The organism is Shewanella youngdeokensis (genome assembly GCF_033180165.1).
Classification (GTDB): domain Bacteria; phylum Pseudomonadota; class Gammaproteobacteria; order Enterobacterales; family Shewanellaceae; genus Shewanella; species Shewanella youngdeokensis.
The window spans coordinates 3,727,112-3,753,195 of sequence record NZ_CP136522.1 but is presented as its reverse complement, the minus strand read 5'-3'; the positions used below and the strand labels follow the sequence as shown (position 1 = coordinate 3,753,195).

General features: G+C 43.9%; 24 protein-coding genes. 9 read left to right on the top strand and 15 right to left on the bottom strand.

Translation table 11 applies throughout. The features are described from left to right. Positions 1-90: 90 nt before the first annotated feature. Together RGE70_RS16225 and RGE70_RS16220 are read left to right on the top strand one after the other, a co-directional pair. On the top strand, positions 91-2,079 hold the full coding sequence (locus RGE70_RS16225) for a fumarate reductase flavoprotein subunit (protein ID WP_310472478.1): 1,989 nt from the start codon (positions 91-93) through the stop codon (positions 2,077-2,079). Further along, complete coding sequence (locus RGE70_RS16220; RefSeq protein WP_310472477.1) at positions 2,076-2,825, top strand: fumarate reductase iron-sulfur subunit; 750 nt, start codon at positions 2,076-2,078, stop codon at positions 2,823-2,825. The genes RGE70_RS16225 and RGE70_RS16220 overlap by 4 nt, the downstream gene beginning before the upstream one ends. Before the next feature lie 95 nt (positions 2,826-2,920). On the opposite strand, the gene RGE70_RS16215 is transcribed toward RGE70_RS16220, so the two are convergent. Continuing rightward, positions 2,921-3,520 (bottom strand): response regulator transcription factor, encoded by a 600-nt coding sequence (locus RGE70_RS16215; protein WP_310472476.1) that lies wholly within the window; start codon positions 3,518-3,520, stop codon positions 2,921-2,923. 150 nt (positions 3,521-3,670) lie between these two features. On the opposite strand from RGE70_RS16215, the gene RGE70_RS16210 reads away from it, so the two are divergent. The 5 genes from RGE70_RS16210 (at position 3,671) to RGE70_RS16190 (ending at position 10,384) form a co-directional block, all read left to right on the top strand. Then, positions 3,671-5,461: a sensor histidine kinase gene (locus tag RGE70_RS16210; RefSeq protein ID WP_310472475.1), complete on the top strand. Its 1,791-nt coding sequence runs from the start codon at positions 3,671-3,673 to the stop codon at positions 5,459-5,461. A gap of 419 nt (positions 5,462-5,880) precedes the next feature. Next, positions 5,881-8,157, top strand: coding sequence for a thiosulfate reductase PhsA (gene phsA / locus RGE70_RS16205; protein WP_310472474.1), 2,277 nt, complete (start codon positions 5,881-5,883; stop codon positions 8,155-8,157). Between the two features lie 12 nt (positions 8,158-8,169). After that, the gene (locus RGE70_RS16200; protein WP_310472473.1) at positions 8,170-8,742 is read left to right on the top strand and encodes a 4Fe-4S dicluster domain-containing protein; all 573 of its coding nucleotides are present in this window, start codon (positions 8,170-8,172) and stop codon (positions 8,740-8,742) included. Beyond that, complete coding sequence (gene nrfD, locus RGE70_RS16195; protein ID WP_310472472.1) at positions 8,739-9,686, top strand: NrfD/PsrC family molybdoenzyme membrane anchor subunit; 948 nt, start codon at positions 8,739-8,741, stop codon at positions 9,684-9,686. Before RGE70_RS16200 ends, nrfD begins: the two co-directional genes overlap by 4 nt. Positions 9,687-9,916: 230 nt before the next feature. Continuing rightward, a complete protein-coding gene (locus tag RGE70_RS16190) occupies positions 9,917-10,384 on the top strand; it encodes a GNAT family N-acetyltransferase (RefSeq protein ID WP_310472471.1) in 468 nt (155 codons plus the stop codon). Positions 10,385-10,455: 71 nt separating this feature from the next. Here RGE70_RS16190 and rho read toward each other — a convergent pair whose 3' ends face one another. Together rho and trxA are read right to left on the bottom strand one after the other, a co-directional pair. Further along, a complete protein-coding gene (gene rho, locus RGE70_RS16185) occupies positions 10,456-11,721 on the bottom strand; it encodes a transcription termination factor Rho (protein ID WP_310473006.1) in 1,266 nt (421 codons plus the stop codon). Between the two features lie 233 nt (positions 11,722-11,954). Then, positions 11,955-12,281 (bottom strand): thioredoxin TrxA, encoded by a 327-nt coding sequence (gene trxA, locus RGE70_RS16180; protein ID WP_310472470.1) that lies wholly within the window; start codon positions 12,279-12,281, stop codon positions 11,955-11,957. 403 nt (positions 12,282-12,684) lie between these two features. Between trxA and rhlB the strand changes: the two genes are divergently transcribed. After that, the gene (gene rhlB, locus RGE70_RS16175; protein ID WP_310472469.1) at positions 12,685-13,998 is read left to right on the top strand and encodes an ATP-dependent RNA helicase RhlB; all 1,314 of its coding nucleotides are present in this window, start codon (positions 12,685-12,687) and stop codon (positions 13,996-13,998) included. Positions 13,999-14,012: 14 nt separating this feature from the next. Continuing rightward, positions 14,013-14,924, top strand: coding sequence for a Ppx/GppA phosphatase family protein (locus RGE70_RS16170; RefSeq protein ID WP_310472468.1), 912 nt, complete (start codon positions 14,013-14,015; stop codon positions 14,922-14,924). A gap of 268 nt (positions 14,925-15,192) precedes the next feature. On the opposite strand, the gene RGE70_RS16165 is transcribed toward RGE70_RS16170, so the two are convergent. From RGE70_RS16165 to rraA, 12 genes are all read right to left on the bottom strand, one after another. Beyond that, positions 15,193-15,732 (bottom strand): TlpA family protein disulfide reductase, encoded by a 540-nt coding sequence (locus RGE70_RS16165; RefSeq protein ID WP_310472467.1) that lies wholly within the window; start codon positions 15,730-15,732, stop codon positions 15,193-15,195. 249 nt (positions 15,733-15,981) lie between these two features. Then, on the bottom strand, positions 15,982-16,992 hold the full coding sequence (hemB, locus tag RGE70_RS16160; RefSeq protein WP_310472465.1) for a porphobilinogen synthase: 1,011 nt from the start codon (positions 16,990-16,992) through the stop codon (positions 15,982-15,984). A gap of 24 nt (positions 16,993-17,016) precedes the next feature. Beyond that, a complete protein-coding gene (locus RGE70_RS16155; protein WP_310472463.1) occupies positions 17,017-18,888 on the bottom strand; it encodes a sensor domain-containing diguanylate cyclase in 1,872 nt (623 codons plus the stop codon). Further along, the gene (locus RGE70_RS16150) at positions 18,888-19,682 is read right to left on the bottom strand and encodes a TatD family hydrolase (RefSeq protein WP_310472462.1); all 795 of its coding nucleotides are present in this window, start codon (positions 19,680-19,682) and stop codon (positions 18,888-18,890) included. Before RGE70_RS16150 ends, RGE70_RS16155 begins: the two co-directional genes overlap by 1 nt. Further along, complete coding sequence (locus RGE70_RS16145) at positions 19,682-20,161, bottom strand: hypothetical protein (RefSeq protein ID WP_310472461.1); 480 nt, start codon at positions 20,159-20,161, stop codon at positions 19,682-19,684. The genes RGE70_RS16150 and RGE70_RS16145 overlap by 1 nt, the downstream gene beginning before the upstream one ends. A 286-nt stretch (positions 20,162-20,447) precedes the next feature. After that, positions 20,448-21,200: a twin-arginine translocase subunit TatC gene (tatC, locus tag RGE70_RS16140; protein WP_310472460.1), complete on the bottom strand. Its 753-nt coding sequence runs from the start codon at positions 21,198-21,200 to the stop codon at positions 20,448-20,450. Positions 21,201-21,203: 3 nt separating this feature from the next. Continuing rightward, positions 21,204-21,599, bottom strand: a complete 396-nt coding sequence (tatB, locus tag RGE70_RS16135) for a Sec-independent protein translocase protein TatB (RefSeq protein ID WP_310472459.1) — start codon at positions 21,597-21,599, stop codon at positions 21,204-21,206. Between the two features lie 6 nt (positions 21,600-21,605). Next, complete coding sequence (gene tatA / locus RGE70_RS16130) at positions 21,606-21,842, bottom strand: Sec-independent protein translocase subunit TatA (RefSeq protein ID WP_310472458.1); 237 nt, start codon at positions 21,840-21,842, stop codon at positions 21,606-21,608. A gap of 62 nt (positions 21,843-21,904) precedes the next feature. Next, entirely contained in the window at positions 21,905-23,554 is a 1,650-nt protein-coding gene (gene ubiB, locus RGE70_RS16125) for a ubiquinone biosynthesis regulatory protein kinase UbiB (protein ID WP_310472457.1), read from the bottom strand. Continuing rightward, positions 23,551-24,174: a ubiquinone biosynthesis accessory factor UbiJ gene (locus RGE70_RS16120; protein WP_310472456.1), complete on the bottom strand. Its 624-nt coding sequence runs from the start codon at positions 24,172-24,174 to the stop codon at positions 23,551-23,553. The genes ubiB and RGE70_RS16120 overlap by 4 nt, the downstream gene beginning before the upstream one ends. A gap of 11 nt (positions 24,175-24,185) precedes the next feature. Then, on the bottom strand, positions 24,186-24,941 hold the full coding sequence (gene ubiE / locus RGE70_RS16115) for a bifunctional demethylmenaquinone methyltransferase/2-methoxy-6-polyprenyl-1,4-benzoquinol methylase UbiE (protein ID WP_310472455.1): 756 nt from the start codon (positions 24,939-24,941) through the stop codon (positions 24,186-24,188). 444 nt (positions 24,942-25,385) lie between these two features. After that, positions 25,386-25,871: a ribonuclease E activity regulator RraA gene (gene rraA / locus RGE70_RS16110; protein ID WP_310472454.1), complete on the bottom strand. Its 486-nt coding sequence runs from the start codon at positions 25,869-25,871 to the stop codon at positions 25,386-25,388. Positions 25,872-26,084: the final 213 nt, after the last annotated feature.

Sequence of the window (26,084 nt, the reverse complement as noted above, 5' to 3'; positions counted from 1 at the left end):
TAGTGTTTTTACTTAGCGTTGCGACACATGATTTAACAATACTAAAAGATAGAACTCTAAATTGACCCTGCACCCTTTTAAGGAGCTCGTGTGAAACTGATATATACCGATTCGCTAGTGATCGGCGCTGGACTTGCTGGATTACGAGTCGCTATCGCCTCTAAAGAACGTGGGCTGGACACCGTTGTATTGTCATTAATTCCTGCAAAACGGTCGCATTCGGCTGCAGCGCAAGGTGGCATGCAGGCGAGTCTAGGCAATACTGTTAAAGGTATGGGAGATGATGAAGATGTGCATTTCCAAGATACGGTAAAAGGATCGGATTGGGGTTGCGACCAAGATGTGGCACGTATGTTTGCCCATTGCGCACCTAAAGCGGTACGTGAACTAACTAACTGGGGTGTACCTTGGACTCGGATCACTGCCGGCCCTAGGCAGGTCGTGGTTAACGCCGAAAAGGTCACCATCGAAGAAGCCGAAGCGGCTCATGGTTTAATTAACGCTCGCGATTTTGGTGGCACTAAAAAATGGCGTACTTGTTACACCGCCGACGGTACGGGTCATTCACTGCTATATGCAGTCGACAACAAAGCCATTTCGTTAGATATTCCTGTACACGAGCGTATGGAAGCATTATCACTTATCCATGACGGCGAGCGTTGTCATGGTGTGGTTGCTCGTTGTTTGGTTACCGGTGAGCTGCGTGCTTACGTGGCTAAGTCAACCACCATTGCTACCGGCGGCTATGGCCGAATTTATGAAGTTTCTACCAATGCCATTATTTGTGAGGGGATTGGCCAAGCTTTGGCGCTTGAAACCGGCGTGGCTAAATTGGGCAATATGGAAGCGGTTCAGTTTCATCCAACAGCAATTGTACCGGTTGGTATTCTTACTACCGAGGGTTGTCGTGGTGACGGTGGCCTATTGCGCGATAAAGACGGTCATCGCTTTATGCCTGACTACGAGCCAGAGAAAAAAGAGCTCGCCTCACGTGATGTGGTATCGCGCCGCATGACAGAGCACATGCGCAAAGGCAAAGGTGTCGATAGCCCTTACGGGCCTCACCTGTGGTTAGATATTACCTTGTTAGGCCGTAAGCACGTAGAAACTAACCTGCGTGAAGTTAAAGAAATTTGTGAAAACTTTTTAGGCATCGACCCTGCAAAAGATTGGATCCCAGTAAGACCAACCCAGCACTATTCTATGGGCGGTATTCGTACCGACGCAACGGGGCAAAATCCGCAGTTGAAAGGGCTGTTTAGTGTCGGCGAAGCCGCTTGTTGGGACATGCATGGCTTTAACCGCTTAGGCGGTAACTCATTAGCTGAAACCGTAGTTGGCGGTATGATTATCGGTAAATATGTTGCTGATTTTTGTGAGCAGACCACCTTAGAAATCGACACTAGCTTAGTTGAAAAATTTGTCGGTAAGGTTCAAAGCGAAATCGACGAGTTAGTCGACGGTGAAGGCACAGAAAGTCCGTTTGAACTTAAGCAACAAATGCAGCGCATTATGATGGACTATGTTGGTATTTTCCGTAATGGCCCAGAGTTAGATAAAGCCGTTAATGAACTGCAAGCATTGCTAAAACGGGCGAGTGCGTTAGGGCTTAAATGCAAAAAACGCCATGCTAACCCAGAGTTGGTTGAAGCCTTGCGTGTTAAACGCATGCTTAAAGTGGCGATTACTGTTGCCGTAGGTGCTGCAGCCCGTACTGAAAGCCGCGGTGCGCATGCCCGTGAAGATTTCCCGCAACGTAACGATAAAGACTGGCTAAACCGCACACTTGCTAGCTGGCCAGACGCTGATGCACTAGCGCCTAAACTCGATTACGAGCAATTAGATGTGATGAAAATGGAGCTGCCACCAGGGTATCGTGGTTACGGTATTGATAATGCAATAGCGCACCCTGATACCGATAAACGTGAGCAGGAAATTAGCGACATCTTGAGCCAATTGGGTGAAGATGCCGATCGTCACGAAAAACAAAATGCCTTAATGCCTTTTGAAGTACCAGAGTCATTAAAACCAAAGAACGAACGTTTAAGTGAAATGCAAGCAACAACGGAGGCCAAATGAGCCAGCAAGCGACTACAGGCCGCACGTTAACCTTTAATATTTTCCGTTATGATCCGCAAGAGCCCGGTGATAAACCCAAGATGGTGAAATACCAGATTGAAGAAGCACCAGGTATGACGGTTTTTATCGCCCTTAACCGCTTACGTGAAGAACAAGATCCGTCACTGCAATTTGATTTTGTTTGTCGTGCTGGTATTTGTGGTAGTTGCGCCATGGTCATTAATGGTTTTCCGACCTTAGCGTGTCGCACATTAACCAGCAAATACCCAGAAGGCGAAATTAAACTTATGCCACTGCCAGGCTTTGAGTTAATTGGTGATTTGTCAGTTAATACTGGTAAGTTTATGCGCGAACTAGCTGAGCGCTTAAAGCTGTGGTTGCATCCGGTAAGTGACGACATTGATGTGCATCGGTTAGAGGCTCCTATGGCGCCAGAAGAGGCGGCTAAACTCTACGAACTTGAACGTTGTGTTGAGTGTGGTGTGTGTGTGTCGGCTTGTGCTACTGCGCAAATGAAAGACACCTTTGTCGGTGCGGTTGGTATGATGAAGCTGGCGCGTTTTGAGCTTGATAGCCGTGATGGTCGTGAGCTAGAAGACTTTTACCATGTAATTGGTAATCAAGATGGCGTATTTGGTTGTATGACCTTGTTAGGTTGCCAAGATAACTGCCCTAAAGACTTACCGCACATGCAGCAAATTGCGTATTTACGCCGCAAAATGGCTAACACCATCGTGAGTTGCTAATCGGTTTACCCACCGTTTTAGTTACCCAATCAAAAATGCCGCTAATTGTTATTAGCGGCATTTTTATTGGCTAGCTGCTAGGTTATTTGCTGAGGCTATTTAACCAGTGGCGCTAATTTCATTAATTCAGCTAAATTATTAACGTGCAGTTTTTCCATCAAATGGGAGCGATGAACCTCAATGGTGCGAATGGCAACGCACAGTTCATTGGCCATTTGTTTATTGGTTTTACCTGCAATGATCATTTTAAATATTTGCCGTTCCCGCTCGGTGGTCTTTTCTATTCGGTTTAGGTTCTGCAGTTTCCAATATTGCCTTGCACTGTACTTTAAGCCTTTGTTGATAGCGTTTGATAAAGGCTGACCTTGGACTGGCTTTTGGAAAAAGTCGAATGCCCCGTTTTTAAACGCATCAACAGCCATTGGGACGTCGCCATGTCCGGTTAAAAAAATTACGGCTAAAGGGCTGCGAGCTTCGATAAGTAATTGATGAATTTCGGGGCCCGATAATCCGGGCATTTTGGCATCAAGGATCACACAACCGGCTTGCGATAAATCCACTGCCGCAAGAAAGGCTTTGCCGCAATTAAAGCAACGCAATTGGTGGTCAAACCCGGCCATTAAAAAAGAGATAGAGTCGACGATCGCTTCATCATCATCAACCATGTAAATGGGTAGGTGTTCAGTGCAATCCATTGTTTAACCTTATTACGTTATGCTTATGTTACCGTTAGTAACTCAAGTTTACCTACTTTGCTAACAAAATTATCAAAACCATGAATTACATCACATAGGAGATTGATTTGGCTAGCGTAAGCTAGGTATTGGAATTTTGTGGTGGCGATTATGTATAGAATTATATTACTCCTGGTGTGCAGTTTTTATCTCGGTCATTGTGGCGCGGAAACGGCGAAAGAGCGGCAGTTTAATGTGGGGGTGATTTCCATCTGGGGCTATCAGCAGGCGTTTGAGCGGTGGCAGCCTTTGATGGAGTATTTAAATGAGCAGATCCCCAATACACAATTTCATGCTTACCCTGGCGACTTTGATGCGTTAAGTCGGGCGATGGAGCTTGGCGATATTCAATTCATTATCACCAACCCGAGCCAGTACTTGTTCTTGTCTAAGCAATATCCCTTGTCTTGGTTGGCCACAATGCGGTCAAGGCGTCATAACGGCTCAACTACCACGATTGGTTCGGCCATTGTGGTTAGGGCTGATAGTGAGTATCAAAAAATTGCTGATCTACGAGGTAAAGCGGTGGCCGCCATTGGCCCTCAAGCCTTAGGTGGTTATCAAGCTGCCAATGGGTTAATACACAAGTTAGGTTATGAGCCCAATGGTTTTTTTTCAGAGGTGAAATTTTTACACTTTCCGCTTGAGCCATTGGTGTACCAAGTACGCGATGGTAATGTTGCTGCAGCAATAACGCCGCTATGTACCTTAGAAGGTATGGCTGAACGTAACTTGTTAGACCCTAAGCAGTTCCGCATTCTTCACTCTCGTACTCCTGTTGGGTTTGATTGCGACACCAGCACTCGGCTTTATCCTAATTTTTCTTTTGCCACCAGTATCAATGCCGACTTTAACTTAAACAAGAGTATTGCTCGCGCCTTAATGACATTGCCACCAGAACACCCTGCGGCAGTAAAAGGGCTGTTAACGGGGTGGACATCGCCCATTAGCCAGCTATCTGTTATTCAACTATATGACGATTTACGCCTAGACGAATCGGGCGCTTTTAGCCGTGATGAGGTGGAAAAGTGGCTTATGGAGCATCGATATTTAGGGGTGGGAATGCTTCTTTTGCTATTTATTGCGATGGTTTATCATGCTTGGATCCAATATCGGTTTCATCAAAAAAGTGCTTATTTGGTTGAATCTGAACGTAATTTGAAGCAACAAGCTATTTCACTTGAACGGTTGCGCAGTGCTGCCATTATTGGCGAGATTGGCTCGGGTTTAGCCCATGAAATTAATCAACCTATCGCGGCAATCACCAGTTACAGCGAAGGTGGCATTATGCGCCTGAAGGGGCAAAGTGTGGTCGACAGCGAGACCAGTATCGAGCTGCTGGAAAAAATCCATAAACAATCAACCCGCGCCGGCGAAGTGGTACATCGGATCCGCAGTTTGCTTAAACGCCGCGATGTTGATGCAGAAGATGTAGATATCCAGGAGTTGCTTGATGAGAGCATTACGCTATTGCGTTTAGAGTTAAAAAACAACGATATAAACTTGGTTCAGCGTTGCAAAGGATCGCCATTTGTTATTACCGCAGACAGGGTTGGCTTACTGCAAGTGCTTATTAACCTAATTAAAAACGGTATTGATGCCATCGCCGAAAGTCCGAATAGGCATAACGGTATCATTAATATTGATATCGAGTTTGTTGGGCACCAAGTGAATATCAACATTATTGATAATGGGGTTGGGTTACCGAATAAAGCCGACACCCTAATGGCGACATTCTACACGACAAAAGAGAATGGTTTAGGGATTGGACTGGCGATTTGCAAAGAGGTGATTAAGCAAAACAAAGGGCTATTTACTTTAACTAATCGGGGCGATAACCAAACCGGCTGTTGCGCTTACATTGGTTTGATAAAAAAAGGCAGTAGCCAAAAAGTGGTGTAAACATACACTTAGTCACATGTCATTTAGGCGTCCATAATTGCGAGATATTATGGGCGTGTATATTTTGCCGTGCTAATGGTAAGGCGCTCCTTTTGGTTTTGTTGCAAGCGGCTAGTATTTTATAACAGTTATATGCGTTACCCCTGCTGTATCTTAACCGTATAAAAGAATGTGGTTTACCACAATATACATTTCTACTGCGTTATGCTTAGGTGTTTTTTAGTAATCATTTCCATTTAAAACAATTACATATAACGTGTTTATATGTGGTTTACCACAATATTCAATCTGCTGTTTACTACCTAAAATGAGCTAAACATTGAGATAAACAAATGTTGAGTTCAGGGCCGAATGCCTGTTGCCAGTATCAAGTTTACCTCTCTGATTTCGATTCCATATTTGTTACTTTGGAGATAATAATGAAACTAGATCGGCGGACTTTTATTAAAGGTGCTGGTATTGGTACGGCAAGTTGTGCATTAGCCAGCTTTCCAGGTTCTATTGCTGCACTCGGGGGCGTTAAGGTTAAGGGAAGCGCTGAGTCGGTTGCCAGTATCTGTGAAATGTGCTCTACGCGATGCCCCATTTCTGCGCGTGTCGTTAACGGTAAAAATGTTTTCATTATGGGCAATGATAAAGCTAAAGCTTTTGGTGGCGCTGTGTGTGCTAGAGGTGGCGCAGGGCACAGTCAGCTTTATGATAAACAGCGATTAGTTAAACCGTTAAAACGTATTGGTGAGCGAGGCGCTGGTGAGTGGGCCGAAATTGAGTGGGACGAAGCTTATCAAATCATTGCCAAAAAGCTAAATAGCATTAAGGCTGAATATGGGCCCGAGGCTGTCGCGTTTTCATCTAAGTCAGGCTCGCTTGCTGGTCATCTATTTCACCTTGCCAAAGCCTATGGTTCTCCAAACACATTTACTCACATTACCACGTGCCCTGGTGGTTATGTTGTTGCCGCAAATGCAATGTTTGGCAGCAAAATCAAACGCGACTTGAGCAACTCTAAGTACATTATCAACTTTGGTCATAACCTGTATGAAGGCATAAATATGTCTGAAACCAGAGGGTTGATGAAAGCGCAAATGGACAAAAACGCCAAGTTAGTCGTATTTGAACCCCGTTTTTCGGTGGTTGCGGATAAGGCTGATGAGTGGTTTGCGATTAAGCCCGGCACTGACGTCACCGTCGTACTCGCGATTTGTCACGTGTTAATTAAAGACAACTTGTACGATAAAGCGTTTGTAGAGCAATACGTTGAAGGCTTTGAAGACTTCGCTAAAGAGGTTGAGTCATATACGCCGCAGTGGGCCGAATCAATCAGTGATGTGCCAGCTAAAGACATTGTGCGTATTGCGCATGAATATGCTGCTGCAGCGCCGCATGCCGTAGTTGATTATGGTCACCGAACTACATTTACAACCGAAGAGTTTGAACTGCGTCGCTCGCTTTATGCGGCTAACGTATTGATCGGGAATATAGAGCGCAAAGGTGGCCTGTATTTTGGTAAGAAAGCGTCGACTTACAATAAGTATGCTGGCGAAACTGTTGCGCCAACCTTAGCTAAACCGGGTGTTAAAAATCTTCCCCAAATCAATGCTAAACGGATTGATATGGTCGATGAGCAATATTCGCTTATATGGTCATCTGGCGGGATTTACCAAACCATTTTGGATGCCACTCTTGACGCTAAACCCTACCAACTCCATGCCTGGATAATGAGCCGCTCTAACCCGATGCAAACCATGACAGACAGGGCGCGGGTTGTTGCAACCATGAAGAAGCTCGACTTTGTGGTTTCTTGCGATATTTATATCAGTGAAAGCGCCGCTTATGCCGATATTATTTTACCTGAGTCGACTTACCTAGAGCGTGATGAAGAGATCGCGGATAAATCGTCTAAAAACCCTACTTATTATGTGCGTCAGCAGGTTGTAGAGACAATCGGCGACACCAAACCAAGCTGGTTAATTTGGAAAGAGTTGGCCGACAAAATGTCGTTGGGTGAGTATTTCCCTTGGGACAACATGAATACCCTACAGCTGTTCCAAGCTAATAAAGACACCTCGTTCCTTAATAAAGTAAAACAAGATGGCTGGGTGAGCTACGGTAAGCCTTTACTGCTGCGTGAACCTAGTATGGTGCAGAACTTTGTTGCCCAATATCCTTTTGCAAAACCAGCGGATGACGACGGCACTTATGCATCATACCTTCATTTTAAAACACCATCGGGCAAGATTGAGCTCAGTTCAAATAAAGTCGAGAACATGGCCCCGGGGCGCGGCGTGATTAAATATCGCGAAGTGGCGTTGAAAAAATCCGATGAGCTGTTTTTTATCCAAGGAAAAGTCGCTGTACACACTAATGGCGCAACCCAAAATGTGCCGATTTTAGCGAATTTAATGTCGGAAAATGATGTTTGGATAAACCCAATTACGGCAGGCAGCCTAAATATTTCCCATGGCGATAAAATTAAGATTTATAACGATACCGGTACAGAAGAAGGCCGTGCCTTAGTCACTCCGGGTATTCGTCCCGACACTGTGTTTGCCTATATGGGTTGTGGTTCTAAAAATAAAGAATTGACACGAGCAACAGGTAAAGGCGTGCATTGTGGCAATTTACTTCCTCACTCTATCGCACCAGTGACGGGTATGACTTTACATACCGCTGGCGTGAAAATAGTTAAGATTTAACCGGAGCTCATTATGACTAAACGATATGTTCTTGTGCACGATGAAAACAAGTGCATTGGCTGTCAGGCATGTAATGTTGCTTGCCGCAGTGTAAATAGTGTTCCTGAGTCGGTCACCCGTATTCAGGTGCGGATAGAAGGCCCGTATGGCAACTACCCTAATCTACATTTTAAGTATAACCGTGTCTCGTGTGAGCAATGTGAACACGCGCCCTGTGTGAATGTATGCCCAACTGGGGCGGCATATAAAGGTAGTGACGGCATAGTGTCGATTAATGAAGACAAGTGTGTTGGTTGCCTCTATTGCGTTGCGGCTTGCCCATACAAAATTCGCTTTGTTAATCCAGAAACTCGCGTACCGGATAAATGTGATTTCTGTAAAGAAACTCGCCTAGCACGTGGCGAGCAGCCAGCTTGTGTATCGGTTTGCCCAACGAGTGCATTAACCTTTGGTGATGCTAATGATGCTCAGTCTGAAGTGAGTCAATTATTGGATAAAAAGGCTAGCTACCAGAAGAAGGCAGATCTGGGGACGATACCGAGTATTTATCGTATTCCTAGTCGCAAAGGGAGGATCGAAGTATGAACAATATTTGGGGCTCAATGGAGCAATACGATCCCATCGTATGGCATTGGTTGATTGCAATTTATCTGTTTATGGCTGGCTTATCAGCGGGTTCGATTTTGGTGGCCATTGGGCTTAAATGGTACAAAGAAAATCGGGGGTTGCCGACCGATGGCATGCCATTAATTTTGGCGGCATCATCGACAGCGCCGGTGGCGATTTGTGTCGGTATGTTAGTGCTGGTGCTAGATTTAACCAAGCCGTTTGAATTTTACCTTATTTTGCTTAACTACAATGTCACTTCTGTGATGTCATTAGGGGTGATAGCGTTACTCATTTACATGCCTTTGGTATTTATATTCTCTGCGCTAGTGTTTGAAAAGAGAGTATTGCAATACCTACCTTGGCTGGCGAAGGTATTAAAAGTCTGCCGTCAACTGGAGTGGGGCATTGAAAAGTTACTGTTTGTTTTAGCATTGGGTGTGGCTGTGTATACCGGCTTTTTATTGTCGGCGCTGACAAGTTACCCTATTTTAAACACGGCGGTACTACCTGCACTATTTTTAGCTTCGGCATTGTCGGTTGGATCTGCTGCGAATGTGTTAATCGCGACCTTATTTTTCAATGACACAGAGTCGGACGGTATCGAGCAGCTACATCGTATTGAGTATCTGGTTACCTTTAGTGAAGTACTCTGTTTAGTGATGTTGTTTGCTAGCTTGGGCTTTGCTGGTACCGCAGGGCAAGCGGCAACGGCAGCTATTACTACAGGGACTTGGGCAGGAACATTTTGGTTTGGCGTAGTCGGGATTGGCATTATTGTTCCGGTGCTGGCCAGCCTATTTACCTCAAAAGATTTCAAAGCAACAAAGAGCTACATTATACCTGTGTGTTGTAGTGTGATTATCGGGGTAATGTCTTTAAGGATCTTTATTCTTTATGGAGGGCAAAGTTATCTTGGGTGACACCGCACCTACTTTGAAATATTAAATCAGTATTATTAGGCCAATAGCTATGTTATTGGCCTTTTTTTATTGGGGAGGAAAGGCAGTAATAACGTACACTTTACTAAACTTAATGGATTGTCAGGTTTGGGGCTCAATGACATTGAGCAGTATAAAATATGAAGTGAGCACCTATACAGCCAAGTTATTTGGTATTCCGATTTGATAGAGTTAATTTAAAAATGCATCTAATGAAAAACGTGCGAGCCGCCACCTTGGCTGATTTACCCGCCATACAAGCACTGGCAAAAGAAACCATCCGTCACAACTACCGAGCATTTTTAGGCGATGACGGTGTGGAGTGGTTTATTAATGGAGGTGGTTTACATAAAGAAGTGAACGAGTATTTCGACGATATCGTTGTACTAGAAATCGATAATGAAATACAGGGTTACTGCGCGGCTGAAGAAGGGTTTATTCATGCGTTAATGATCCGTGTTGAGCGTCAGCAAACTGGTTTAGGTCGCTACCTGTTAAATCACGTTGAGCAAATGCAATGCGCTGAAGGCTACGAGCACCTCAGGTTGGAGACGTACCAGGGCAATGAACCTGCGTTGAAATTGTTTAGTAAGCAAGGTTGGTTTGTTGCTGAAGATCAGCACGATGCATCCTTTGGGTTAAAGAAGGTGAGTTTGCGTAAATTACTCGCGCCGCGGTAGTGCGTTAAAGTATTTTTTAGGCATAAAAAAACCGCATAAATGCGGTTTTTTTGCAAGTGAGCGGGCTAACGTTAAGTCTTAGCGCGCTTCATTGCTTTAAAGAATTCATCGTTAGTCTTGGTCATTGCCAGTTTGTCGATAAGGAATTCCATGCCTGTTACTTCATCCATAGGATTCAAGATTTTACGCAAGATCCACATTTTTTGAAGTTCATCTGGTGTCGTTAGTTTTTCTTCGCGACGAGTACCTGAACGGTTAAAGTCGATAGCTGGGAAAACACGTTTTTCAGCGGCTTTACGAGAAAGGTGTAACTCTTGGTTACCTGTTCCTTTAAATTCTTCGTAAATAACTTCGTCCATTTTAGAGCCGGTATCAACCAAAGCAGTAGCGATAATCGTTAAACTACCACCATGTTCGATGTTACGTGCAGCACCAAAGAAGCGCTTTGGACGGTGCAGTGCGTTGGCATCAACACCACCGGTAAGTACTTTACCTGATGATGGGATTACAGTGTTATAAGCACGAGCTAGACGGGTGATTGAGTCAAGTAAGATAACAACATCTTTCTTGTGTTCAACAAGGCGTTTAGCCTTTTCAATTACCATTTCAGCAACTTGTACGTGACGGCTCGCTGGCTCATCGAAAGTAGAAGCAATAACTTCACCTTTGACCATGCGTTTCATCTCAGTTACTTCTTCTGGACGTTCATCAATAAGCAGTACCATTAGCACAACATCTGGGTTGTTGTAGGCAATGCTTTGCGCCATGTTTTGCAGTAATAGGGTTTTACCCGCTTTTGGCGGAGCAACAATCAAACCACGCTGACCTTTACCGATAGGAGAACATAGGTCCAAAATACGTGAGGTGATGTCTTCAGTTGAACCGTTACCACGTTCCATGCGAATACGCTCTTCAGCATGTAGCGGGGTTAAGTTTTCAAATAAGATTTTGTTACGCGAGTTTTCTGGTCTGTCGAAGTTAACTTCAGTTACTTTCAACAGTGCAAAATAACGTTCACCTTCTTTTGGTGGACGGATTTTACCAAAAATGGTGTCACCAGTACGCATGTTAAAGCGGCGTATTTGGCTTGGTGAAATGTAGATATCATCAGGACCTGCTAAGTAAGAACCATCAGAGCTACGTAAGAAACCAAAACCGTCTTGTAATATCTCTAAAACACCGCCACCAAAGATATCTTCACCGCTTTTAGCGTGGGCCTTTAGGATTGAGAAAATAATGTCCTGTTTACGAGCTCGGGCCATATTTTCTAGCTTCATGTCTTGGGCTAGTTGTACTAAATCTGAAATCGATGTGTCTTTTAATTCTGATAAATTCATCTTAGGGGGGTCTTGTTTTTTGCGTAACGATGCCATCTTTGATCAATGGGTATGAAACATATTGAGTATCGATCGGATAGCGAGAAGTGGATTGGTTAAAATCGCTTGGTTATTAAAGTAGCACTAACAACGCGGGGCGTCTAGAAATATAATTAAACCCGGCACATTTTCTTGTAGAACCTGTGTCGGGAGTCACTCAAATTTGATTTTTGCGCATATATACAGCGCTAGTCTTACAGTTGTTCGTCGATAAACTCTTTAAGTTGAGTTTTAGATAAAGCGCCAACTTTCGTTGCTGCAAGCTCACCGCCTTTAAATAGCAGTAGAGTTGGAATACCACGAACACCGTATTTAGCTGGTGATACGTTGTTTTGGTCAACGTTTAACTTAGCAACCGTTAGCTTGCCGGCATACTCTTCAGCAACGTCATCTAAGATCGGAGCGATCATTTTACATGGACCACACCATTCTGCCCAAAAATCAACCAGAACTGGTAGTTCAGAGTTAATTACGTCATTTTCAAAGCTTTCATCGCTAAGGTATACAATCTTGTCGCTCATGTTGTTCTCCAGTTTGGCTGCCATTGCTGGTTTGTTAATGGCTTAACCTGTATATTGGGACGGTAAAATAGCTTTTCAAGCTAAAAGTTTATCATTTATTCAAGTCGCCACTCGCAGGGATTGAAAAACGCTTTAGACAAGACGATGATTTATAGGCATAGTGAGCCTAAGTCAACGACGACTAACGCCAAAAAGCGTATAATATTCGCCCGAAGAGAACGCTTAAAACACGCTAATACCAAAGCATCATAATAAGTTAGAGGGAATAATGATTCCGTCACCGGTGCTAATTCAGTTGTGAAAACCGTTTCTCAGAGTGTGCACCCTATTTTAGCAATATCAATTTTGCCGCTATGAATGCGGTTGAGTTGTTTATTGCAACCTTTACAGGTAAGCCTGCGCTATGAGCGAAACACATTTATCTACCCAAAAATTTGCTGATTTTCCGCTACAAAAAGAAGTGAAACTGGCACTTAACGAAGTTGGCTTTGAGTTTTGTACACCGATACAAGCCTTATCATTACCAATTCTACTAGAGAAAAAAGACATTGCCGGACAAGCGCAAACCGGTACTGGTAAAACGCTTGCTTTTTTAGTGGCAACGTTCAACCACTTACTGACAGTCCCAGTTCCTGCTGAGCGTCAAATCACTCAGCCACGTGCCATAATCATGGCACCGACTCGTGAGCTAGCGATACAAATTGCTAAAGACGCGAACTTGTTGGCAAAACATACCGGCCTTAAAGTCGGTATTGTTTATGGCGGTGAAGCTTATGAGGCACAACGTAAAGTGCTTGATAAAGGGGTCGACATTTTGATCGGCACAACTGGACGTATTATTGATTACGTTCGTCAAGGCGTGATCAACGTCAGTGCCATTCAAGCTGTTGTGCTTGATGAAGCTGACCGTATGTTTGACCTAGGCTTTATTAAAGATATTCGCTTCTTGTTTAGACGTATGCCTGATGCTAAATCGCGCTTGAATATGTTGTTTTCTGCAACGCTTTCAATGAAAGTGCAAGAGCTGGCTTACGACCACATGAATGAGCCTGTTAAGGTTGAAATCGCGCCGAACGAAAAAACTTCAAAGAATATTAAAGAGGAGATCTTCTATCCATCAATGGAAGAGAAGATGCCTTTATTGCTGTCATTGCTTGAAGAAGACTGGCCTGAAAAAGCCATTGTATTTTCAAACACTAAGCACAGCTGTGAAAAAGTATGGTCATGGCTTGAAGGTGACGGACATCGTGTTGGACTGTTAACTGGTGATGTGCCGCAAAAGAAACGTTTACGTATTCTTGAGCAGTTTACCGCAGGCCAAATTGATGTCTTAGTGGCTACCGATGTTGCTGCCCGTGGTTTGCATATTGCTGACGTATCACATGTTTACAACTATGACTTACCTGATGACTGTGAAGATTACGTTCACCGCATTGGCCGTACTGGCCGCGCGGGTAAAACAGGGGTGTCAGTGAGTTTTGCCTGTGAAGAGTATGCTCTTAACTTACCTGCTATTGAAAAGTATATTCAACACTCAATCGCAGTAACCTCGTATGACAGCGAAGCGCTGCTTGATGATATTCCAGCACCAAAACGCATTCATCGCAAGCCTGCGGCTAATACGCGCAATGCCCGCGACCGTAATGGTGCTCGTACGCAAAGTGGTCACCGCAACAGTGGTCCGCGTCGTCACGACTCAACTCGTAGACATTCTTAATAGAGAGCGGTTCAATGACGGTTTCACGCTATGCAGCCATTACGTTAGGCTCAAATAGTTTTAATATGATGGTGGCTGAAACCGTTAGTGACCATCCTAAAATTGTTGCGAAGTATAAGCGTAAGGTTCGTTTAGCGGATGGCATTGAGGCTGACGGTTCCTTGAATTTGTCAGCAATGGCGCGGGGCATTGACTGTCTGGCAATGTTTGCTGAAATGCTCAATAAGGAAGGGGTTTCGGCTGAAAATGTCGAAATCGTTGCAACTGCTACTCTCCGTAAAATTACTAATTCCAGTGAGTTCTGTCGCCAAGCGCAAACGGTGCTTTGTCACCCGATTCGGATTATTTCGGGTATAGAAGAAGCGGAACTCATCTATCAAGGAATGGCTGCAACCACTGCAGGTTCTGGCCGCCGTTTAGTGATTGATATTGGTGGTGCGAGTACTGAATTTATCGTCGGAGAGGGTGATAAAGTCTTACTCAAAACGAGTTTAGCGATGGGTTGCGTTACGTTTAATCAAGCCTTTTTTAGCCAGTATCCGTTTCAGTCTCAGCATTTTGATGAGGTTAAACGTAAGGTTGATATCACCTTAGGCGACTATCGAACTGAGCTATCTCAACTGGGGTGGCAAAGTGTGGTTGGCGCGTCAGGCAGTGTGCAATCGATTGTAGAATTGCTGTGCGCAAGAGGTGAACCTGACGTCATTACACTTACAGTGCTGCAAGAATTAAAGCGTGAAATTTTGGCTCAGCCTTGTGCATCTATGTTAAACATTAACGGCTTGAAGCCTGAAAGGGCTCCGACATTTTCGGCTGGGGTTGCGATTTTATTGGCCCTGTTTGAGCTGTTAAATATCAACTCGTTACACCTTTCTGGTGGCGCTTTGCGTGAAGGTATTTTGCACCAGCTAGCACGCCGCTGTTAGTTGTTACTATTAACATGCCGCTAAGTTAAGCCCTATCCGTCTTGTTTATGCCTTTTAACTTTCTCTGTCTGCTGCGCTAGTCACTTTAGTTCGATGCATGCGTTTGATGTTTGCGCTTAAGGTTGTCTGCGCATCTATTTAGTGTGCTTTACCTTGCAAGAGTGCTTTAAAATATCGAACAAATGGTGGGTAGAGTTGCTCAAAAAAGCCAGTTGGTTTAGCAACTGGCTGTTTATTTATCATGCTTGTTAGGCGGTAACCATACGGTTTATGACGCCTTTAAAATTGCCGCTAAGTCTTTTTCTAATGTTAGCGTTGGCTTTTCAACAATACGCCCGATTTCAGAGCCATTTTGCTCAACAATAATTGTTGGGATCCGAGTAAAGTCGTAGTTCGCAGCTAAGCCTTGTGGGTCTTGTTTTTCTCTATCAACACCAATGAATTTAACCGTTACTAATGGGTTGTTGATTTGCTCCATTATGCGTACAAATCGAGGCGTTTCGCGGTGACAGTCAGAGCACCATGTGCCAATAACTACCGTGATCTCTGTGGCTTCTGTTACGGCATGTAGTTTCGCGATGATTGCTTCATCTGCTACATAATCGGTATATTCTTGGCTAAACCAGTCAAATTTGTTGAGCTGTTCAGTTGTTACTGCACCTGTCATTATCACTTCTTTTTTCTCCGCGCTACAAGTTGCCATGAAGCCTCCTTGTTTATCATCGAATGCACAGCCGCCACTTGCCACACTTTGACAGCTAAAAAATAATAGACTGGTGGCGAGTATTGCTTTTAAATTATGGTGCATGGAGTATACCTCGAACAAGAAGAGTTGAATTCCGCTTTATTCAACCATGTCTTAACTACGGGGTGAAGCAAGCACTACGCGCACTGCTACGCCGATCACGGCTTTATTATTGTTTTAGTCGAAGGGGTCACACATTGAGAGTTAAGCTTGAAATAACACTGACCTGTATTGAACTTTACCGAGCTTAATTAAACACCATATACAAAAACGCCACTCGGTTATGAGTGGCGTTTTTATGTTAAAGCTGAGTTACTTGTCTTCTTTAAGCCATTGCGCAGCACGCTTAGCAAAGTAAGTCAAAATGCCATCGGCACCCGCTCGTTTAAAGCAAAGTAATGACTCCATTACAATTGCTTTTTCAGCCAACCAGCCATTTTGAATTGCCGCCATGTGCATGGCGTATTCGCCACTTACTTGGTAGGCAAAAGTTGGTACTGCAAGTTCGGTTTTAACGCGGCGAACGATATCAAGGTAAGGCATACCTGGTTTTACCATTACCATGTCGGCACCTTCTTGAATATCAAGTGCAACTTCGTGAAGTGCTTCGTCGCTATTGGCCGGATCCATTTGGTAGCTATGTTTATTGCCACCTTTTAGATTGCCCGCTGAACCGACTGCATCACGGAATGGTCCGTAATAGCTTGAAGAGTATTTAGCTGAATAAGCCATAATTTGCGTATTAACATGACCGGCAGCTTCTAGTGCTTCACGAATAGCGCCAATTCGACCGTCCATCATATCTGATGGTGCGACGATGTCTGCACCTGCTTCTGCGTGAGACAGTGCTTGTTTGACTAAAATTTCGGTTGTGACGTCATTGATAATATAACCATCATCGTCGATGATGCCGTCTTGCCCATGTGTGGTAAATGGATCAAGCGCTACGTCGGTCATTACACCTAACTGAGGGAACGCTTCTTTTAATGCGCGTACAGCGCGTTGTGCTAATGCATCAGCGTTGTAGGCTTCTTCGGCTAATAGAGTTTTCTTTTCAGCAGGGGTTACTGGGAATAGTGCGATAAGCGGGATCCCAAGCTCAACTAGTTCTGCTGCTTCTTTTAGTAGAAGGTCGATAGAGAGTCTTTCTACGCCAGGCATTGAAGCCACTTGTTCGGTACGGTTATTACCTTCCAACACAAACATTGGGTAAATTAAGTCATTTACCGATAGTTGGTTTTCAGACATGAGGCGGCGGCTAAACTCATGTTTGCGCATACGGCGCATTCTACGCTGTGGGTAGGCACTAGTAATAATATTCACATTCGCTCCAGAATTTTTGTGAGATCAACTTTGCTCAAGATTAAATGGTATGACGCGATTACGCCCTTCGTTTTTGGCGCGATAAAGTGCTTTATCCGCTTGCTCTAATAACAAATTGGTATGTTGTTCAGAAGAGACGATTTCTGCGCTCACTCCAATGCTAACCGTTAGGGGAATGCTAATTTCACCCCAACGAATAGGTAGCTCAAAAATAGCCAGCCTTATTGATTCTGCAACTTGTAAGGCGCCATCTTGATTCGTATTCGGTAATATAATAGCAAACTCTTCGCCACCAAAACGTGATACTAGATCCGTTGGCCGTTTTAATTTTTTCTTTAATTCTTCGGCAATCACGCGTAAAGCTTGGTCTCCGGCGAGGTGACCATAGGTGTCATTGATGGTCTTAAACCGGTCAATGTCTAGCATCAGTATTGCCATTGGTGTCTGTTGTCGACGGCTAATGAGGCCTTCGGCAATCATACGTTTATCAAATAAGTTACGGTTTTTTACACCCGTTAGGCTATCAACTGTGGTTTGTTCGGTGAGCTTTTGATTTGCTTCGTTTAGCTCTCGTAGTGCAATTTCTAACTCTAATGTACGCTCTTGTACCATTTGTGCCAGTTGTTCACTGCTTCTCGCTTCCATACGGAGTGCTTCATCACGCGTTTGTTTTATGCGCTCGGCTTGAATTAGCGCGTCTTGCTGGATCCGCAATTTTGATAGACGCTCGTCGTTATAACGAATAGCGAGTAGCGCTGCCATAAAGACAACTTCAATGCTAAGCCCCAGAATAAATGGAGTTTTAAATTTCATTCCTAGGTCAATGTAGCCTAGGTACATCATGCCAGACAATAACGCACCCAACATCATACCGACCCAGCCGATAGCGAATAGCTTGGCAAGTTTCTGGCCTCTAAACGCTTGTACTAAAGAGATGTACATGAGTAATAAACTGGTGATCATTACGCAGATAATATCTATGGTCAGCGATAAGTTGTAATTGAGCGCTAGACCAACTAGCAGTAACAAAAATGATATCCCCGCTCCAGCTCGGCAGACTCGTAGCATGGGCTGGCTATGGTATTTTAACTGCATTATTTTTTCGGAAAACAAGAATGCAAATGCCATTGAGAGGCACGTCAGTGCCGGGTAAATAAAGGCTTGCATAATTGGGAATGTTGGCCAAAGAAAGCGAAATGCAACGCCGTGTAAACAGGCAACCGTTAAAGTAATAGACAGCACATAGCCAGCGTAATACGTATAGGAAAACGAGTGTGAAGTGAGCGCAATAAATAGGCTGAAAATACCTATAGCGGTTAATACCCCAATTTGAAACCCATATTTCAGCGATTCTTTTTCTGCTTGTTGAAAATAGCTATCTGCTGTCCACAGTGTTATGGGTAAGCTGGCTGAGCCAGATGTTTTTATTCTTAAGTACAGGGTGTGGTATTCATTATTACTACTAGTAAATGGATAGGCAAAATCATTACTGATAATCGGTCTTTGACTGAAGGGAATGCTGTCGCCCATGACTATTTGGTTGGCTAACCTTCCCTGCTTGAAATGGTACAGGTCGATAAGATCGAGGTTCGGATTGCCTATATGTAATATTTTATCTTCGAGTTTTATGTTGCGACTGCGAATATTCACCTTAACCCAAAAGTCTTTGTTGCCAATGCCGTTGATTTTATCGGGTGTTAGCTGTTCCCAACTCGAGGAGGGTAGGCGGTGTATTTGGCTTATATCATTTTCTATTTGTGCAGGCGTGTAGTAAAGCCAGTGCTTTAAAGGCTGCTCATTAGGCGTAGTACTGTTGAGCGTTAACGAGAGATCTGCGCAAGCAAATGTCGAAACGAATAATAGGGCGATTGATACCCAGCGGCTAAAAATTGACATTAAAATGGCAAACCAAAAAATGAGCGACTATTTTCATATGTCTGTTGGGCAAACACTGCTGATGGCTGCCCACGTAGCGTGGCAATGTAGTTCGCAATGTAAGGCAAATACTTCGGCTCATTCTTACTCGATTTTGGTTTTGGTCGCATGCTTCTAGGTAGTAAGTAAGGGCTGTCGGTTTCGATAACGATTCGGTCGTCAGGGATCAGCGGCACAAGCTCTGCTAGTTCTTGGCCTCTACGTTCATCGCAAACCCAACCGGTGATCCCTAAATGGAGATCGAGCTCTAGGTAGGCGTCTAAACTTTCGCGGTTGCCAGTAAAGCAGTGTAATAACGCCGCAGGTAAGTGTGGCCGGTATTGTTTTAAAATGGCGAGAAAATCGGCATGGGCATCGCGCTCGTGCATTAATACTGGGCGCTGTAAGTCAACGGCAATTTGCAATTGCTCAGCAAAAGCTTGTCGTTGCTGCTCTCTTGGCGAAAAATCCCGATTATAGTCTAGGCCGCATTCTCCAATGGCGACCACGCAAGGTGCGCTGCTGAGCTGTTTAATGCGTTCACAACTTTGTGCGTTCCATTGGCTTGCATGGTGTGGGTGAACCCCCACTGTGCTGTAAAGTGTTTCAGGGTGTGCGCCGCACAACTCAATGGCTTGGCTGCTTTCGTCAATATGACTACCAATCACCACCATTGAAGACACACCTAATGCACCTGCATCTTCAATCATGCGGTGAATATCAGTTTCTAAGCGGCTGCCAATAATATTGACCGCAACATCCATAAATTGCGGCATTATTTTAGGCGTTTAACACGAATCGTAGTGTTACGATTTTCAGTGCCTAACATGTAGGAGCCTAATGCGGCTTTTTTGATAAATACTTCTTGCTTAGCTTTTAGCTTAAATGAGCGAGAATCAGTTTGTTTCCAAATTTGGCCATTATCAAATTCAATTTTAAGCGCTCCGTATGGGTCTTTACTGACCTTACTAACGGTGAGTTTAATACTTTGATCTGGATTTTTATCTTTTTTAATTTTACCAAACTCGTCTGCGTCCCGAGCATCTGGAGTTGTCGCTGCTGCACTCGCTTTCGGCGCTGCATGATGCTTGCCGGGCTTGCTTAAGGTTGCTGAAAGTTTGTCGTAACAAATAAGGCGTTCAAGTTTATCTGATACCGCAGCACATTGGGTGAGCTTTGTTTCTATTGATGCATTGGCTATTGCAGGTAATAGCATTGAAACTGTGGTCAGTAATAATAGTGACGGCTTGCTCATCAAGAACTTCCTTTTATTTTTATTTAAGCTTGAATAGTGAAGTATTTTATATCAATGGTCTATACATGTAATCTACTCAGTGCGCATTAATCGTTATTAAAGTGACGCATGTCAGTAAATTGTCACCAGCGGTTATGCCGCTGCGAAATATCGTACTCTGTCGCGATAGAGTGGCTGGCATGTATATCGCACTGAATAATTAATATACTCAATTTTCGGCCACAAAAAAGGGTATTGCTCTCATAGTCGATAATTGAGCAATACCCTTTTTATTTCGCGATGTTAGTTAGCTTTCGCTTTCTACCGATGAATCTTCATCATCTTCGCTACTGTTGCTGTAGAATCTCGCCGCAATTAAGCCACCTTCAAACAATACCAGCATTGGAACTGCCAGCATTGTTTGCGAAATGATGTCAGGCGGTGTCAAGATCATGCCAACGATAAATGCGCCAACCACAATATACGGTCGTTTAGTCTTAAGTTCGTCAGGTGTAGTCACACCTCCCCAACATAAAAGCACAACAGCTACCGGAATTTCAAACGCTAAACCAAAAGCAAAAAACAGTTTAAGAATAAAACTTAAGTAGCTACTGATATCGGTAGCAACTTCTACACCATCTGGAGCCACACTGGTGAAGAATCCAAATACGACCGGGAATACCACGTAATACGCAAAAGCAATGCCGAGGTAAAAGAGTAATGTGCTACTGGCAAGTAGTGGCATGACTAAACGTTTTTCATGCTTATAAAGCCCAGGTGCAACAAAAGACCATATTTGATACAGAACATAAGGTATCGCAATAAAAAACGACAATACCAAGGTCAGTTTAAACGGTGCAAAAAAGGGCGCGGCAACATCAGTTGCGATCATGCTGCTTGTTTCTGGCAACGCTTGCATCAATGGTATGGCCATATAATGGTAAATATCATTGGCCCAATAGACCAAACAGATAAACACCAAAAGAACACTACCAATCGCTCGCAGCAACTTATTACGAAGCTCAAGCAAATGGCTTATTAATGGCTGTTGATTTGACATGAACTACCCGTTAGGTTTGTCTGACTTAACACTCTCTGTCGTCGTTGTCTTAGCGGTTTGAGCTTCTTTGGCGGGAGTTTCTGTTGCCGAAGGAACATCTTCAACTTGGTAAGGACGATTGACAGATTGCGCTGCTTGTTTTAATTGATCGATTGAATCCTGTAACTCCGGCGCAAGGTTTTTGAGGCCTTGGCTTTCTGCTTTTTTCAAATCAGTATGCATTTGCTCAATTTTAAGCTCTTGCTCTAATTCGTCTTTCACTGAGTTAGCCATTTTCTTCATGGCGCGGATCCAGCCTGAGATTGAGCGCACGGCAACCGGAAGTCTTTCAGGGCCAAGTACCACTAGCCCCAAAATTCCAATCAACAGCAACTCCATAAAGCCGATACCGTCGAACATAGTCGATTACGCCTGTTCTTTGTCCTTGGACTCAGCCTTTTTTTCGGCTGTCTGTGTGCTTGCTGTTTTTTCAGCTGCACTGTCTTCTAGCGCTTTTTTATCTTCTTCTGAAGACATGGCGTTTTTAAAGCCTTTTACTGCACCGCCTAAGTCGCCGCCTAGAGAACGTAATTTCTTAGTTCCAAATAATAATACGACAATCAATGCAACAATAAGAAGTTGCCAAATACTAATGCCACCCATGAAAGAATCCTCTTAAATTTAGATATTGGCTCTATTATGAACCTTTGATTAATTAGGTCTAGCTAAAACTTGCGGAACTTTGGTCTGGAGCGCCATCCCAGAATCCACAATATGGTTCCTACAGCCACACAACCGTAAGACGCCCATAGTGTAGCGTCTTGACTAAACAAAATAGTGCCACAGATCACTAAAATAGCGGACGTGATTAAAAGATAGTTACTTTTATGGGCTTTTTGTTGCTGTTTTAGATACCGGTCTAATAATTTATTATTATTTTTTGCTAGGTCGCGACCCATTTTCAAATTGTCGTAAACTAGTTCCGGTAGCTCGGGTAGCTGTTCTGCCCAATATGGCAGTTGTTGTTTGATTTTTCCGGCAATGGCTTTAGGTCCTACTTGCTCTGCCATCCAGCTTTCTAAAAAGGGTTTAGCGGTTTGCCATAAATCCAATTGCGGATAGAGCTGGCGGCCTAATCCTTCAATATAAAGCAAGGTCTTTTCGAGTAACACCAGTTGTGGTTGCACCACCATGTCAAATCGTCGTGCTGTACGAAATAGCTCTAACAGTACGTGACCAAAAGATATTTCATTTAACGGCTTATTGAACATGGGCTCACAAACCACTTTGACCGCTTGTTCGAATGCGCTTACGTCAGTGTCGGCAGACACCCAGCCAGACTCAATATACAGTGTGGCGATACGACGATAATCGCGATTAAAAAAGGCTAGAAAATTTTCTGCAAGGTAGCGCTTATCTTCATCGGTCAGTGTTCCCATAATGCCGCAGTCAAGGCCGATGTAAAATGGGTCATTGGGGTGCTCACGGCTGACAAAAATATTGCCTGGATGCATGTCAGCATGAAAAAAGTTATCCCGAAATACCTGCGTGAAGAACAACTCTACGCCGCGTTCTGCTAATAGTTTTAAGTTGGTGCCTTGAGCTTCTAATGCTGCTTTGTCTGACACGGGCACGCCATCAACACGCTCCATAACAATGAGTCGAGTGAAACATAACTCTTCATACATAAAAGGAATATAAAGTGCGTTGGAGTCTAAAAAGTTATTGCGTAACTTGATGGCGTTTAGCGCTTCAAGCTTGAGGTTGAGTTCACCTTCAATGGTGGTACGATAATCTTCAACTACTTCAGCTGGGCGTAAGCGGTTATTAGCGCCAAGTACCCATTCAAACAGGTTAGCTGTTTGCGACATAAGCTGGATATCGGCGTGCACTTTAGCTTCTACATCTGGGCGGAGCACTTTAAGTACGACAGGGGCGCCATTAGATTTAAGCGTGGCGGTGTGCACTTGCGAGATAGAGGCTGAGGCTAGAGGGATATCTTCAAAGTCATCAAAGTAGTCTTCGATGGGGGCTTGCAGCTCTGACTCAATAGAGGCTCGAGCAATGGCAGAATCAAACGGTGGAACACGATCTTGCAACATGGCAAGCTCTTCTGCCCATTCGTCACTTAATAAATCGCGGCGTGTTGATAGCATTTGACCAAATTTAATATAAACCGGTCCGAGCTCTTGCATTGCAAGCTTTAAACGTTCACCGCCTACCTTATCTTTGTGCTGATTTCGGAGCCAAAATAAACAGCCCCTTAATAACTTAAAGTACCAAGGCGTTACCTTTGATGGAATTAAATCATCTAATCCGTAATGCAATGAAATACGGATGACTTGGTAAGCGCGCCGGATACTTTTTATGGTCATGGTTTAACTCTTGCCCGTTTAATCAGTTGCTCTATTCTTTCCGCCAACATATCAACGTCGGCAGCAGTTTCTTCGATAGTATCACTAAAATGGATATATTCGAGTTTATGGGGTGCAAGCCGATATTCTTCAGTAGCTAATTGACTGATATGCGAACGAGTTTTAAAAAAAACTTGCACAATATCGTGCTTGGCTCGTTTAACACCTTGGCTAACAAAGTGGGTCGGCGCATCACCAATATACCGAGACAGAGGTTCGGCAAAGTCGAACTCAACAGTTTGTATATAGTGACTAAAGTTTTGCAATAAACTGAGATCGCCTTCGAGGCTGAGCTTATCTTGCTTGATCAACTCAGTGAGGTTTGCGCCTTCGGTGAGTTGGTAGAGGGTGGTGATATCGGCATTCACTTTCGTGGTGACGTCGGCTTCATATTGGCTAAAAACTTGGATCTGTTTAGCAAATAATAGATAAATCGGCCAACTTAGCTGCGTTAATTGAATGCAGAGCACTTTGCCATGAAGATTACGCAAGTTTGCGTAATCTTCAGGCGATTGGGCGATCAGCTTGTTTAAGCTAACCTCAATCGCCGCGCAAGTGAGTAGAGATATGTCATGTGACATAGTGACTCCAATCAGAATTTGTAACCTTTATGCAGCGCTACAATACCGTCAGTCATATTGGTATAGGTAACTTGCTCAAAACCGGCATCTTCCATCATTGTCTTTAACGTTTCTTGGTCAGGATGCATACGGATTGATTCGGCAAGGTACTCGTAGCTGTCAGCGTCTTGGGTAATTAGCGCGCCCATTTTTGGCATAACTTTAAAGCTATAAAGATCATAAACCTTACGCATTAGTTCATGCTTAGGCTTAGAAAACTCAAGTACTAATAGTTTTCCGCCTGGCTTTAACACTCGCAGCATTGACGCGATCGCCGCATCTTTATTGGTCACGTTACGTAGGCCAAAGGCGATGGTAATGATGTCAAAGTGATTATCAGGAAACGGTAGGGCTTCTGCATTGGCTTGTACGTAGTTTACGTTGCCTACAATGCCTTTGTCTCGGAGTTTTTCACGACCGACTTTGAGCATAGAATCGTTAATATCCGCTAGAATCACTTGGCCTTTATCGCCAATAAGGTGAGAAAACTTAGCGGTTAAGTCGCCAGTGCCGCCAGCTAAATCAAGTACCTTCATACCTGGGCGAGCGCCAGCGCTTTCAATTGTGAAGCGCTTCCACATGCGGTGGATACCGAAAGACATAACGTCATTCATTAAGTCGTATTTAGCGGCTACAGAATGGAATACGCCAGCGACCATGTCGGCCTTCTGCTCTTCTTCAACTGTTTTGTAACCGAAGTGAGTGCTTTTGGGAGAGTCCTCTGACATCTATCTATATCCTATACGTTAACAATTTAATGGTGATGATTGTAAGCTATCTAGCAAGATTGCTGAATCTTTCATCTACCACTATGTGATGTGTGTTATTTATCAGTAGCTGGAGAGCATTAAAGCAAGCGACGATGCTAACTTTTGTAAAATTGATGGCGCATTACACCATATTACCAGGCAATGTTGAATAAATATTAATGACGACAAGGCATTAATATGTTCAATAATTTAGCTGTAGCACAATTCGCTGAACGTTTGTCTTAAGTTCGTTGTTAGTGCAAGGGCTAAAAGTGGTTTTGATGGAACTTTATTGCACAGGCGTTCGGAGCCTGAACGGCCAATCTGACGGGGAAGCAGCCACAAAAAAACCAGCGCTGAAGGCTGGTTTTATCGGTAGCGTTTAGTGAAGCTGGGTCACTGAAAAGCTAATGCTCATGTCGGTTAGTCAATATCGAGTGGCTCTGGCGACAAAATAATTCCAGTGTTGTCAGCGTAAACATGGTCGCCGGGTAAAAAGGTAACGCCACCAAAGTTTACAGGGATCTCAAGCTCACCGATTGCATTACTGTCAGCGCCGACAGGGATAGAGGCAAGTGCCTGAATGCCGATGTCTAAATCTTCTAATGCGTCAACGTCGCGCACTGAACCGTAAACAATAATACCTTCCCATTTATTATCTACTGCAGTTTGGACAACACTAGAGTCGAGTAGGGCACGACGAAGTGAGCCGCCGCCATCAACCAGTAACACCTTGCCTTCGCCACTTTCTTGTAGCGCTTCGATAATCAGACCGTTGTCTTCGAAACATTTGACGGTGCTAATTGAACCACCAAAAGAGTTACAACCACCGAAATTACTGAACATAGGTTCGACAACATCAACGACATCAATATAGGTGTCACAAAGTTCCGAGGTGTTGTATTCCATAAGAAGGCTCCTGATAGGTAAGCTTAACTCAATAATTTGAGCGAAATTGTCATTAAACCCAGTATATAAGGGATTCTTAAAAAGAAAAGCGTTATCAATCACGCAATTGTTGATAAATAGGACATTTAATTTCGAGGTGGTAATATTCCAACATCAAGGTGTTGATACTGCACCTATCGTGATGTAGGTACTTTGATAACGTTTTTTAATTAC